Source organism: Streptomyces sp. SX-6, from assembly GCF_059089585.1.
In genome coordinates this window covers 163,589-175,360 of the sequence record NZ_JBTHHU010000008.1, presented here as the reverse complement: position 1 = coordinate 175,360, position 11,772 = coordinate 163,589, and the positions used below count along the sequence as shown (strand labels likewise).

Annotated in this window: 13 protein-coding genes; 5 read left to right on the top strand and 8 right to left on the bottom strand. The window is 71.3% G+C overall.

Annotated features, from left to right (window positions below; genetic code table 11):
• Nucleotides 1–90 precede the first annotated feature (90 nt).
• Nucleotides 91–879, top strand: a complete 789-nt coding sequence (locus tag ACV530_RS12655) for an MgtC/SapB family protein (RefSeq protein ID WP_494332477.1) — start codon at nucleotides 91–93, stop codon at nucleotides 877–879.
• Nucleotides 880–994: 115 nt separating this feature from the next.
• On the opposite strand, the gene ACV530_RS12650 is transcribed toward ACV530_RS12655, so the two are convergent.
• Complete coding sequence (locus tag ACV530_RS12650) at nucleotides 995–1,864, bottom strand: SGNH/GDSL hydrolase family protein (protein WP_494332476.1); 870 nt, start codon at nucleotides 1,862–1,864, stop codon at nucleotides 995–997.
• Nucleotides 1,865–2,006: 142 nt separating this feature from the next.
• On the opposite strand from ACV530_RS12650, the gene ACV530_RS12645 reads away from it, so the two are divergent.
• Nucleotides 2,007–2,501 carry a DUF3145 domain-containing protein gene (locus ACV530_RS12645; protein ID WP_494332475.1) on the top strand — a complete coding sequence of 165 codons (495 nt, stop codon included), beginning with the start codon at nucleotides 2,007–2,009 and terminating at the stop codon, nucleotides 2,499–2,501.
• Between the two features lie 63 nt (nucleotides 2,502–2,564).
• Here the strand turns inward: ACV530_RS12645 and fabF are convergent, their stop codons facing one another.
• The 5 genes from fabF to ACV530_RS12620 form a co-directional block, all read right to left on the bottom strand.
• On the bottom strand, nucleotides 2,565–3,842 hold the full coding sequence (gene fabF, locus ACV530_RS12640) for a beta-ketoacyl-ACP synthase II (RefSeq protein WP_494332474.1): 1,278 nt from the start codon (nucleotides 3,840–3,842) through the stop codon (nucleotides 2,565–2,567).
• Between the two features lie 64 nt (nucleotides 3,843–3,906).
• Nucleotides 3,907–4,155 carry an acyl carrier protein gene (locus ACV530_RS12635; protein WP_494332473.1) on the bottom strand — a complete coding sequence of 83 codons (249 nt, stop codon included), beginning with the start codon at nucleotides 4,153–4,155 and terminating at the stop codon, nucleotides 3,907–3,909.
• Nucleotides 4,156–4,261: 106 nt separating this feature from the next.
• Nucleotides 4,262–5,266: a ketoacyl-ACP synthase III gene (locus ACV530_RS12630; RefSeq protein WP_494332472.1), complete on the bottom strand. Its 1,005-nt coding sequence runs from the start codon at nucleotides 5,264–5,266 to the stop codon at nucleotides 4,262–4,264.
• Between the two features lie 13 nt (nucleotides 5,267–5,279).
• Nucleotides 5,280–6,224 (bottom strand): ACP S-malonyltransferase, encoded by a 945-nt coding sequence (locus tag ACV530_RS12625; RefSeq protein WP_494332471.1) that lies wholly within the window; start codon nucleotides 6,222–6,224, stop codon nucleotides 5,280–5,282.
• Between the two features lie 98 nt (nucleotides 6,225–6,322).
• On the bottom strand, nucleotides 6,323–7,498 hold the full coding sequence (locus ACV530_RS12620; protein WP_494332470.1) for a PucR family transcriptional regulator: 1,176 nt from the start codon (nucleotides 7,496–7,498) through the stop codon (nucleotides 6,323–6,325).
• A gap of 56 nt (nucleotides 7,499–7,554) precedes the next feature.
• Here ACV530_RS12620 and ACV530_RS12615 point away from each other — a divergent pair, with 56 nt between their 5' ends.
• The gene (locus tag ACV530_RS12615) at nucleotides 7,555–8,226 is read left to right on the top strand and encodes a pirin family protein (RefSeq protein ID WP_494332469.1); all 672 of its coding nucleotides are present in this window, start codon (nucleotides 7,555–7,557) and stop codon (nucleotides 8,224–8,226) included.
• Between the two features lie 107 nt (nucleotides 8,227–8,333).
• Here ACV530_RS12615 and ACV530_RS12610 read toward each other — a convergent pair whose 3' ends face one another.
• Nucleotides 8,334–9,152, bottom strand: coding sequence for a serine hydrolase domain-containing protein (locus ACV530_RS12610; protein ID WP_494332468.1), 819 nt, complete (start codon nucleotides 9,150–9,152; stop codon nucleotides 8,334–8,336).
• Nucleotides 9,153–9,294: 142 nt separating this feature from the next.
• Between ACV530_RS12610 and ACV530_RS12605 the strand changes: the two genes are divergently transcribed.
• Nucleotides 9,295–9,756, top strand: a complete 462-nt coding sequence (locus tag ACV530_RS12605) for a MerR family transcriptional regulator (protein ID WP_494332467.1) — start codon at nucleotides 9,295–9,297, stop codon at nucleotides 9,754–9,756.
• 7 nt (nucleotides 9,757–9,763) lie between these two features.
• Nucleotides 9,764–10,783 (top strand): aldo/keto reductase, encoded by a 1,020-nt coding sequence (locus ACV530_RS12600; RefSeq protein WP_494332466.1) that lies wholly within the window; start codon nucleotides 9,764–9,766, stop codon nucleotides 10,781–10,783.
• Here the strand turns inward: ACV530_RS12600 and sigJ are convergent.
• Nucleotides 10,744–11,694: an RNA polymerase sigma factor SigJ gene (gene sigJ / locus ACV530_RS12595; RefSeq protein ID WP_494332612.1), complete on the bottom strand. Its 951-nt coding sequence runs from the start codon at nucleotides 11,692–11,694 to the stop codon at nucleotides 10,744–10,746. The two genes, ACV530_RS12600 and sigJ, sit on opposite strands and share 40 nt — an antisense overlap.
• Nucleotides 11,695–11,772 lie beyond the last annotated feature (78 nt).

Below are 11,772 nucleotides of genomic sequence, written 5' to 3'. Positions count from 1 at the left end.
GGGACGGAATGAAACCAGTGGTGCGGGGCAAACGACACCCCCAGCCAACTCCCCTTGTGCACCGGCGAATTCCGGCCACACAATGGCCCGATGGCTATACCGGAGTTCACCTCAGCGCAACACCTGATATCCTCCGCGTTCCCTCATTCCGCCGCCCCGCTGTTCGGACTGAGAACCGGCCAGGACGTCCGCCAGTTCGCCGAGTTGGGCCTCGCCCTGCTGCTGTCCTCCCTCATCGGCTTCGAGCGCGAGTGGCGGCAGAAGAGCGCGGGGCTGCGCACCCACACCCTGGTCGGGGTGGGCAGCGCGCTGTTCATGGAGGTCTCGATCCACGGCTTCGGCGCCGTGGTCGGCGTGCCCGGCTTCGACGTGGACCCCTCGCGGGTCGCCGCGCAGATCGTCTCGGGCATCGGCTTCATCGGCGGCGGCCTCATCTTCGTCCGCCGCGACGCGGTACGCGGTCTGACCACGGCGGCGACGATCTGGCTGACCTGCGCCGTCGGCATGGCCTGCGGCGGTGGGCTGCCGCTGCTCGGCGCGGCGGCGACCGTGGTGCACTTCCTGATCGTGCGCGGGTTCCCCTTGGTGACCCGCCACCTGGTGCCCGCGCCGGCCGTCGAGCGGGTCGAGCTGCGGCTGTCCTACCGGACGCGCCGGGGTCTGCTGGGGCGGGTGCTGGAGCTGTGCACCGACCAGGGCTTCCGGGTGACGGGCGTGCACATCGAGTCCGAGGGCCACGAGAAGGGCACGGGCAAGGCGGCCGACGTCGTGCTGAACCTGGAGGGCAGGGCGTCCGCGCACCCGATCGTCGAGGAGCTGACGGACTGGGACGGCATCGTCGGCGTGGGCCTGAGCGCACACCGCGACAGTACGGAATGAGCCGCCCGGTGAACTCGCCGGTGGCGACGGCGTGTTCATCCGATAGCGTGCGGGTGGGCAGGGGTGGGACGACCTGACGGCCCCCATCCCTGCCCTGCCCGTCCTGCCTGTCGTGCTACGCGACCGGCCGGTCCTCCGTGATCCGGCGGTAGGCCATGTCGGCCAGTTCCCGCTGGCCCTTCTTGTTGGGGTGGAACCAGTCCCAGCGGCTCAACTCCTCGCTGGTGAAGCCGTAGCCGTGCACCGAGCCGCCGTCGTAGCGGCACAGCGGGTCCCGTCCGCAGACCTCCTTCAGGACGGCGTTGTACTCGCCGACCCGGCGGTCGACCTGGGCGCGCCGGTCCTCCGCCGCCGCGTCCACCGCCTCGGCGTCGCGCAGCATGGACGGGCAGATGCCCAGCCTCCACACCTGCCGGCGGAGCGGATCCTTGCTGCCCTCCGACCACAGCCGCTTGAGGTCCGGCACGCTCGCCACGTACACCTGGGCCTTCGGCAGCGTCCGGCGGAGCTCCTTGAGCGAGGTCTCGAAGTCGGCGCGGTAGCGATCGACGGAGGTCATGTCGCCCACGTCCGAGCGGCAGGCGTCGTTGGCCCCGAGGAGCACGGTCACGAGCTCGGGGCGGTCCGCGATCGCCGCCTGCATCTGGCCGGGCAGGTCGGCCATCCGGGCACCGGTCTTCGCGTGGTTCCACACCTTGCCCTCGGGGGACGGCAGCAGGCGGGAGGCGACGCTGTCCACGTCCGTACCCGTGGCCCAGGAGGCCTCGGGGCAGTCGGAGAGCAGGGAACACGCGTCGAAACCGCGGGTGATGGAGTCGCCGAGCGAGGCCATGGACCGGGGGTGGGTGTTCCAGGCGGGCTTCGGGCTCGGCTTCGGCCCGGCGGCCTCGTGTGCCGCGTCCTTGTTGTCGCAGCCTGCGATCAGCAGCGCTGCGAAGAGCGCGGAAGCCGCCGTTACGGCCCGTCGTCGTGCCCTGGTACGCATGGACTTCCCCCTCCGGCCGGGTGATATCTGTCCGGGACCGACGGTACGTCACCGCGGGACTTTCGGTGCACGATAGCTTTTGCCGCATCACATGACATCAGATTCTGTCCCTTTTTGGACTTTTTGCGCACAGGAGGTCCCGGTGACGACACGTGGAGTTCTGTATGTGCACTCCGCGCCGCGCGCGCTGTGCCCGCACGTCGAGTGGGCCGTGGCGAGCGTGCTGGGCGGGCGCGTCACCCTCGACTGGATCCGGCAGCCCGCTGCCCCCAGTACCTGGCGCGCGGAATTCTCCTGGCGGGGCCGGCCCGGCACCGCCTCCAAACTGGCCTCCGCACTGCGCGGCTGGCACCTGCTGCGCTTCGAGGTGACCGCCGAGCCCTGTGCCACCGCCGAGGGCGAGCGCTACAGCTCCACGCCCGACCTGGGCATCTTCCACGCGGTCACCGGCATCCACGGCGACATCCTCGTCCCCGAGGACCGGCTGCGGGCCGCCCTCGCCCGCGCCCGGCGGGGGGAGACGGAGCTCGAGGCCGAGATCGCCAAGCTGCTGGGCAAGCCCTGGGACGACGAGCTGGAGCCCTTCCGCCACGCCGGCGAGGGCGCCCCCGTCCGCTGGCTGCACCAGGTGGTCTGAAACGACGTGAAGGGCCCGCCGGTCGAGAAGACCGGCGGGCCCTTCACATCGTTCGCGTACGGATCAGACCGTGCGGAAGGCGAGCACGACGTTGTGGCCGCCGAAGCCGAAGGAGTTGTTGACCGCGGCGATCGTGCCCTGCGGCAGCGCGCGGGGCTCGCCGCGCACGATGTCCGCGTCGACCTCTTCGTCCAGCTCGTCGATGTTGATGGTCGGGGGAGCCAGCCGGTGGTGCAGCGCGAGCACGGTGGCGACCGTCTCGATGCCGCCCGCGCCGCCGAGCAGATGACCCGTCATCGACTTGGTGGCGGAGATGGCGACGTGGTCGAGGTCGTCGCCGAGGACCTTGCGCAGCGCCTTGACCTCGGCGAGGTCGCCCTGCGGGGTGGAGGTGGCGTGCGCGTTGAGGTGCACGATCTCCGAGGGCTTGAGGTCGCTGGAGTCCAGCAGGTTCTGCATCGCGGCGGCGATGCCGCGGCCGGTGGGCTCGGGCTGCGCGATGTGGTGGCTGTCGGCGGACAGGCCCTGGCCCAGCACCTCGCAGTAGACGCGGGCACCGCGCTTCGCGGCGTGCTCGGCCGACTCCAGGATGACGACGCCCGCGCCCTCGCCGAGGACGAAGCCGTCACGGCCCTTGTCGTACGGACGGGAGGCCTTCTCGGGCTCCTCGTTGTTCTTGGACATCGCCTTCATGCTGGCGAACGCCGCGACGGGCAGCGGGTGGATGGCCGCCTCGGTGCCGCCCGCGACGACGACGTCGGCGCGGCCGGTGCGGATCATCTCGACGGCGTAGCCGATCGCCTCGGCGCCGGACGCGCACGCGCTGACCGTGGTGTGCACGCCCGCCTGGGCGTTCACCTCCAGGCCGACGTTCGCGGACGGGCTGTTGGGCATCAGCATCGGCACGGTGTGCGGGGAGACGCGGCGGGCGCCCTTCTCCCGGAGCACGTCGTACTGGTCGAGCAGGGTGTTCACGCCGCCGATGCCGGAGGCGATGACGGTGCCCAGACGCTCGGGGGCGATGGCTGTTTCCCCGGCCTCGTCGGCCTCGCCCGCCTTAGCCGTGAAGCCCGCGTCGGCCCAGGCCTCACGGGCGGCGATCAGCGCGAACTGCGCCGACCGGTCCAGCTTGCGGGTCAGCGGGCGCGGCAGTACGTCCTCCGGGTCCACCGCCGCGAGGGCGGCGATACGGACCGGGAGCTCGGCGAACCGCTCACCCTCCAGGGGCTTGACGCCGGATCGCCCGGCGAGCAGCCCTTCCCAGGTCGATGCGCTGTCGCCACCCAGCGGTGTGGTTGCGCCGATACCGGTGACGACCACGGTGCGATTGGTCGGATTCACAGGAATTGTCTCCACGTGTAGAGGTGCTGGAACCGCCACCGCGAGGTGGCGACGAACGCTGGGATCAGTCCTGGTGCTTCAGGATGTAGCCGGCCGCGTCACCGACGGTCTTGAGGTTCTTGACGTCCTCGTCCGGGATCTTGACGTCGAAGCGCTCCTCGGCGGCGACGACGACCTCGACCATGGACAGCGAGTCGACGTCCAGGTCGTCGGTGAAGGACTTGTCCAGCTTGACGTCCTCGACCGGGATACCGGCGATCTCGTTGACGATCTCGGCGAGGCCCTCGAGGATCTCTTCCTGGGTGGCAGCCATTGAGGCGCTCCTTCGATATTGCGTGTGGTGGAACTGCGATAAGGAACTGCTGATGCGGAGAGGCCCGTCGGCGGCCGGCTGATGCCGGACCGCCCGTGGATCTCGCCTAAGGGAGGGTAACGACCGTGGCGGCGTACACGAGACCCGCCCCGAACCCGATGAGGAGGGCGGTGTCGCCGCTCTTCGCCGCTCCGGTCGCCAGAAGCCGCTCCATCGCCAGCGGGATGGAGGCCGCGGACGTATTGCCCGTGGTCTCCACATCACGGGCGACAACGACATTCTCCGGCAGTTTGAGCGTCTTGACCATCGAGTCGATGATCCGCATGTTCGCCTGGTGCGGAATGAAGACGTCGAGGTCCTCGGCGCGCACACCCGCCTCGTCCAGGGCCTGCTGGGCGACCTTCGCCATCTCGAAGACGGCCCAGCGGAAGACCGCCTGGCCCTCCTGGGTGATGGCGGGGAAGCGTACCTCGGTCTCCTCGCGGTACGCGTCCCACGGCACGGTCTGCTTGATGGTGTCCGACTTGTCGCCCTCGGAACCCCACACGGTGGGGCCCATCGCGGGCTCCGCGGAGGGGCCGACGACCACGGCGCCCGCGCCGTCGCCGAACAGGAAGGCGGTGGAGCGGTCGTCGAGGTCCGTCAGGTCGGAGAGCCGCTCGACACCGATGACGACCACGTACTCGGCCGAGCCCTCGGTCACCATGCCCTTGGCGAGGGTCAGCGCGTAGCCGAAGCCCGCGCAGCCCGCGGAGATGTCGAACGCCGCCGGCTTGCCCGCACCGATCCGGTGGGCGATCTCGGTCGCGATGGCCGGGGTCTGCTTGAAGTGCGACACCGTCGCGACGACCACGGCACCGACCTGTTCGGGGGCGATCCCGGCATCCGCGATCGCCTTGCCCGCCGCCTCGACGGACATGGCGGCCACGGTCTCCTCGGGGCCGGCCCAGTGCCGGGTGGCGATGCCCGAACGGGAGCGGATCCACTCGTCGGAGGAGTCGATGCGCTTGAGGATCTCCTCGTTCGGCACCACCCGGGTGGGACGGTAGCCGCCCACGCCCATGATGCGCGCGTACGGGGAGCCCTTGGCGGGCTTGATCTTGGAAGTCATGATCTCGGGCTCCTTAAGCGGCGGGGGACTCGGCGTGCTCGGCGATCAGCGCGCGGGCCGCGTCGAGGTCGTCCGGCGTCTTGAGGGGGAGGGTCTTGACCCCTGGCAGCGCGCGCTTGGCGATGCCCGTCAGGGTGCCGCCGGGCGCCGCTTCGATGATCGCGGTGACCCCCAGCTCCTTGAAGGTCTCCATGCACAGGTCCCAGCGGACCGGGTTGGCCACCTGGCCGACCAGGCGCATGAGCACCTCGCGGCCGTCGGCGACGACGGCGCCGTCCCGGTTCGAGACGTAGCGCGTGTGCGGGGCGCGCGGGGCCAGCTCGCCGGCCGCGGCCTCGAGGACCGAGACGGCGGGGGCCATGTGCACGGTGTGGAACGCGCCGGCCACCTTGAGGGGGACCACGCGGCGCGTGCCCTCGGGCTTGTCCTCGGCGAGCGCCGCGAGCTGCTCCATGGTGCCCGCGGCCACGATCTGCCCGGCGCCGTTGACGTTCGCCGGGGTCAGGCCGAGCTTCTCCAGGTGGGGCAGCACGGTCTCCTGCTCGCCGCCGAGCAGCGCCGCCATGCCCGTCTCGGTGACGGCGGCGGCCTCGGCCATGGCCAGCCCGCGCCTGCGCACCAGCTCCAGCGCCTCCCGCTCGGTGAGCACACCGGTCAGGGCCGCGGCGGCCAGCTCGCCGACGCTGTGCCCGGCGGCGGCACCGACCAGGCCGGCGAAGTCCTCGGACGTGGGGAAGAGCTGTCCCGCCGAGATCAGGGCGGACGCGACCAGCAGCGGCTGGGCCACGGCGGTGTCACGGATCTCGTCCGCGTCGGCGTTCGTGCCGTAGTGGACGAGGTCCAGGTCGATGGCGGCCGACCACTCCCGCAGTCGGTCTTCAACACCGGGGAGGTCGAGCCAGGGGGTCAGGAAGCCGGGCGTCTGAGCGCCCTGGCCGGGGGCGACGAGTACGAGCACCCTCACACTCTCTCTCGTGGAGGGGTCCGCCCACCCGTGGGGACAGGGACGAAGAACCCTCAGGGGAATTGTTTACGCTCTACAAAACCCTACGTCGCTCAATCGGCCTCGGCCAGACGCCCGAGGATCAGTGCGATACGGAGAGTGAAGGCGGACCGTACATCGGAGGGTGACCATCCGGTGACGTCCGTCACACGTCGGAGGCGGTATCGCACGGTGTTGGGGTGGACGAACAGCATTCTCGCCGCGCCCTCCAGGCTGCTCGCCTGTTCGAGATAAACGCTCAGCGTCTCGAGCAGCGCGGAACCCGCTTCCTCCAGTGGTCTGTAGATCTCCTCCACCAGCTGTTCGCGCGCCACCGGATCCCCGGCCATCGCCCGCTCCGGCAGCAGATCGTCCGCCAGCACCGGCCGCGGAGCGTCGGGCCAGGCCGCGGACGCCCTGATCCCCGCCGCCGCGGCCTGCGCGGAGCGGGTGGCCGCCAGCAGGTCGGGGACCACCGGCCCCGCCACGACGGGACCCGCGGCGAACGGGCCGATCAGCGCCTTCGCCGCCTGCAGCGGATTGTCGGAGCCTCCCGCGATCACCACCAGCCGGTTGCCGAGCACCCCCGTCAGCACCTGGAGCTTGGCGTGCCGGGAGGCCCGCCGGATGGCCTCGACCGTCAGCTCGCTGTCCCCGTTCGGGGCCGTGCCCAGCACGACGCAGACGTGCGAGGGCGAGTTCCAGCCCAGCGCCGCCGCCCGCGACAGCGCCCCCTCGTCAGCCTCGCCCGACAGCACCGCGTTGACGACCAGCGACTCCAGCCGGGCGTCCCACGCGCCGCGCGCCTCGGCCGCCTGCGCGTACACCTGGGCGGTGGCGAAGGCGATCTCGCGGGCGTAGACCAGCAGCGCCTCGCGCAGCGACGACTCGTCGCCCGGCGCGGCCACCTCGTCGATCGCGGACTCCATGACCTCGATCGTGGTGCGCACCATCTCCACGGTCTGGCGCAGCGTGATCGCCCGGGTCAGCTCGCGGGGGGCCGTCCCGAAGACGTCCGTACTGATCGCCTGTGATGTCTCGGGATGCCGGAACCACTCGGTGAAGGCCGCGATACCGGCCTGGGCGACCAGGCCGATCCAGGACCGGTTCTCCGGTGGCATCGCCCGGTACCACGGCAGCTGGGCGTCCATCCGGGCGATGGCGGCGGCGGCCAGCATCCCGGACGACTTCTCCAGGTTGCGCAGGGTGGCGCTGTGCGGGTGCGGGGTGTGAGCAGCGGGTTCAGGCACGGGACAAGCCTGCCCTATCCGAGTGCGGTAGGGGACCGGCGGGCTACCGTGGCCCGGTGACGTACGTGCAGCGCGCCGCGCGGCGCTTCCGAGGCGGTGACCCGGCGGCCGGGATCGAGACCTGGCACGCGTTCTCCTTCTCCGGGTTCTACGACCCCGACAACGTGCGGTTCGGGCCGCTCGCGGCCTGCAACGAGGAACGCCTCGAGCCGGGCGCCGGCTTCGCCGAGCATCCGCACCGGGACGTGGAGATCGTCACCTGGGTGGTCGAGGGCGAGCTCACCCACGAGGACTCCACGGGGCACGTGGCCGTGGTGCGCCCCGGCGACGTCCAGCGGCTGAGCGCGGGAGTCGGCGTGCGGCACACGGAGCGCAACGCGGGGTCCGCTCCGCTGCGGTTCGTGCAGATGTGGCTGACCCCGTCGGAGTTCGGCGGCCCGCCGTCGTACGAGGTCGTACGCGGCGTCCCGGACGCCGCGCCGTACGCGCTGTCGCGCGCCGAGGCCGTCCTGCACGTGCGCAGGCCGCTGTCCGGCGACCGGATCGCCCTGCCGGGTGCGCCGTGGCTGTACGTGCACGTGGTGCGGGGCGCGGTGCGGCTGGGCGAGGACGAGCTGGGGGCGGGGGACGCGGCCCGGGTGCTCGACGCGGTGGAACTGGACGCGGTGGCGGTGGAGGACGCGGAGCTGCTGGTGTGGGAGATGCACGCGGAGCCGAGCTTCCCGTGACATTCAGCCCGTCCGGCGATTGAGGACAACCGCGCGGAGCGCGGTTTCGGGGCCCGGGGCGGAGCCCCGGAAGAAACGGAGAAAGGGCGGGGCCGGGGCAGCAACCCCTACCCCAGCTCAGCCAGCACCGCATTCGTCAGCAGCGGCCACACCTCGACCGCCCACGACCCAAAGGCCCGGTCCGCCAGGGCGACGCACGCCGCACCCGCGTCCGGGTCGACCCACAGGAACGTACCCGACTGCCCGAAGTGCCCGAAGGTCCGCGGCGAGGACGAACTCCCCGTCCAGTGCGGCGACTTGGCGTCCCGGATCTCGAAGCCCAGCCCCCAGTCGTTCGGCCGCTGGTGGCCGTACCCCGGCAGGACACCGGTGACGCCGGGGAACGCCACCCGCGTCGCCTCGTCGAGTGTCGTACGCGAGAGCAGCCGCGGCGCCTGCAACTCAGCGGCAAAACGAACCAGGTCATCGACCGTCGAGATACCGTCCTTGGCCGGCGAGCCCGGCAGCGCCAGGTCGGTCGAGGACATGCCGAGCGGCTCGAGCACCGCCTGGCGCAGGTACTCGGCGAAGGGGATGTCGGTCGCCTTGGCGATGTGGTCGCCGAGCGCCTCGAATCCGGCGTTGGAGTACAGGCGGCGCGTCCCCGGCTCGGCCATCGCCCGGTCCTCGTCGAAGGCCAGCCCCGAGGTGTGCGCGAGCAGATGACGGACCGTGGAGCCGGGCGGGCCCGCCGGTTCGTCCAGCTCGACCGCGCCCTCCTCGACGGCGATCAGCGCGGCGTACGCGGCGAGCGGCTTGGTGACGGACGCCAGGGCGAACCGGTGCCCGGTCGGGCCGTGTGCCCCCGCACGCGTACCGTCGGCCCGTACGACAGCCGCCGCGGCGGTCTCCACGGGCCAGTTCTCGATCATCCGCAGGCTCTCCATGGTCCCGAGCCTATCTCGCCTCCCCAGCCAAGATTTCCCCAAGGAATCGCTTGCTTGGAGTGCTCTCCAAGTCTCTAGCGTTGAGGACGTCGCAAGGAAACGGCAGTCAACACCTGTCACTTGGGACACAAGGGGGACTCGCATGACCGTGATCGACACCGTGCCGGTGCGCCCGCGCAGTTGTGCCGCGCTCGAGCAGGAGCGCCGCAGGCGCCCCGAGGGCCGGGATCGCTACACGATCAGCGAAGTCGCCGACTATGCCGGGCTGTCCGCGCACACCCTGCGCTGGTACGAGCGGATCGGGCTGATGCCGCACGTCGACCGCTCCCACACGGGCCAGCGCCGCTACACCGACCGCGATCTGGACTGGCTGGATCTGGTCGGCAAGCTGCGGCTGACCGGCATGCCGGTGGCGGACATGGTCCGTTACGCGCAACTGGTGCGCGACGGCGAGCACACCTTCGCCGAGCGCGAGCAGCTGCTGCGGGCGCACCGCGAAGGGGTGCGCCGGCGCATCGAGGAACTGCAGGGCACGCTCGACGTGCTCGATTACAAGATCGACATCTATTCCGGCGCCCGACGAGCGGCGTCCGAAAGGGTTTGAGGCAGGGATGACGCACGACACGATAGGCACCGTTTCCCTCGGCACCACCGGCCCCGAGATCGGTGTCCAGGGCCTCGGCTGCATGGGCATGTCCCACGCATACGGGCAGACCACCGACGAGGCCGAGGCACGGGCGACTCTGGAGCACGCCCTCGACCTGGGCGTCACACTCTTCGACACCGCGGACGTCTACGGCTTCGGCCGCAACGAGGAGTTCATCGCACCCTTCGTCCGGGCGAACCGCGACCGCATCACGCTCGCCACCAAGTTCGGCATCGACCGGCGCGAGGACGACCCGTCCTTCCAGCAGATCCGCAACGACCGCGCCTACATCCGCAACGCGATCGAGGGCAGCCTGCGCCGCCTGGGCGTCGACCACATCGACCTCTACTACATGCACCGCCGCAACCTGGACGTGCCGATGGAGGAGTCCGTCGGCGTGATGGCCGAGCTGGTGCGGGAGGGCAAGGTCCGTCACCTCGGCCTGAGCGAGGTCTCGCCGAACGAGCTGCGCGCGGCGTACGCGGTGCACCCCATCGCGGCCGTGCAGTCGGAGTGGTCGCTCTTCAGCCGTGACGTGGAGGAGGGCGTGGTCGACGCCGCGCGCGAGCTCGGCGTCGCCTTCGTGCCCTACTCGCCGCTCGGCCGGGGCTTCCTGACGGGCTCGTTCGTCAGCGCCGACAAGGAGCTGGCCGCCGACGACTGGCGCCGTACCCAGCCGCGTTTCACGGGCGACAACGCCGCCGCGAACGCCGCCCTGCTCGAGCCGGTGCGGCGCATCGCCGAGGCGCACGGTGCCACGCCCGGCCAGATCGCGCTGGCCTGGGTGCAGCAGCGTGCCCAGGTGCACGGCCTGGCCGTGATCCCGATCCCCGGCACGCGCAAGCGGTCCCGCCTGGACGAGAACACGGCGGCCACGCGGATCGAACTGACGGCGGACGAGCTCTCGGCCCTCGAGCCGATCGCGGCCAAGGTCGCGGGCGGACGCTACTCCGACATGACGTTCACGTCGGTGGGCCGGGAGTAGCCGACCCCCGGCTGGGCATCCAGGACCGACAAGTCCAGCCGCCTCAGCCGCTCCGGGTCGGCCAGGACCTCGATGGCGACGATCCTGGCGTCGACGACGGTGAAGGCCATGACGGACACCGGCTGCTTCCGGGGGACGACCACGACGCCGGCGGCGCCGTTGATGAGTGCCGGGCGGACGAACGGGGACAGCTTGCCCCAGGTGGTCGCCTGTGCGGCCACCGTCTTCGCACCCTGGAAGACGACGGAGAGGCGGGCCCGGGCGCCGCCGCCGTCGGAGCGCAGGACGACGTCGGGGTCGAGGACGGAGACGAGGGCCTCGAAGTCGCCGTCGCGCGCGGCGGCGAAGAACGCGTCGACGGCGGCGCGCTGGCGCGAGAGGTCGGGGTCGGGCGCCGGGGCCTGGCCCTGCACGCGGCGGCGGGCGCGGCTGGCGAGCTGGCGTGTCGCGGCCGGGGTCTTCTCGACGAGCGGAGCGATGTCGTCGAAGGGCACGTGGAACATGTCGTGGAGGACGAAGGCGAGCCGTTCGGCGGGGGCCAGGGACTGCAGGACCACGAGCATGGCCAGGCCGACCGAGTCGGCGAGCAGTGCCTCCTGCTCCGGGTCGGCGGCGCCTTCCTCGCGGCTGATGACCGGGTCGGGGATCCGTATCTCCAGGGGGTCCTCGCGCCGTTGTTCCCTCGACCGCAGCAGGTTCAGGCAGATGCGTCCCACGACCGTGGTCAGCCAGCCGCCGAGGTTGTCGATCTCGGCGGCGTCCGTACGGTCCAGCCGCAGCCAGGTCTCCTGGACGGCGTCGTCGGCTTCGGCGAGGGAGCCGAGCATCCGGTAGGCGACCGCTCTCAGACGGGGCCGGTGTTCCTCGAAGCGCACGGTCGGCGCGGTCGGCGCGGTCGGCGACGCGGTCACGGGCGCTTCGGAAGTTTTTTCGTCCACCTGTCACATTCCTTCTTCGCAGCGGGTCATAGAGGCAGAGACCTGGGAGAT

Excerpts from the sequence above, each read along its gene's own strand:
- ACV530_RS12635 (WP_494332473.1), bottom strand. The coding sequence starts at position 4,155 with ATGGCTGCCACCCAGGAAGAGATCCTCGAGGGCCTCGCCGAGATCGTC.
- ACV530_RS12630 (WP_494332472.1), bottom strand. The coding sequence starts at position 5,266 with ATGACTTCCAAGATCAAGCCCGCCAAGGGCTCCCCGTACGCGCGCATC.
- ACV530_RS12605 (WP_494332467.1), top strand. The coding sequence starts at position 9,295 with ATGACCGTGATCGACACCGTGCCGGTGCGCCCGCGCAGTTGTGCCGCG.
- ACV530_RS12600 (WP_494332466.1), top strand. The coding sequence starts at position 9,764 with ATGACGCACGACACGATAGGCACCGTTTCCCTCGGCACCACCGGCCCC.
- ACV530_RS12610 (WP_494332468.1), bottom strand. The coding sequence starts at position 9,152 with ATGGAGAGCCTGCGGATGATCGAGAACTGGCCCGTGGAGACCGCCGCG.
- ACV530_RS12655 (WP_494332477.1), top strand. The coding sequence starts at position 91 with ATGGCTATACCGGAGTTCACCTCAGCGCAACACCTGATATCCTCCGCG.
- ACV530_RS12650 (WP_494332476.1), bottom strand. The coding sequence starts at position 1,864 with ATGCGTACCAGGGCACGACGACGGGCCGTAACGGCGGCTTCCGCGCTC.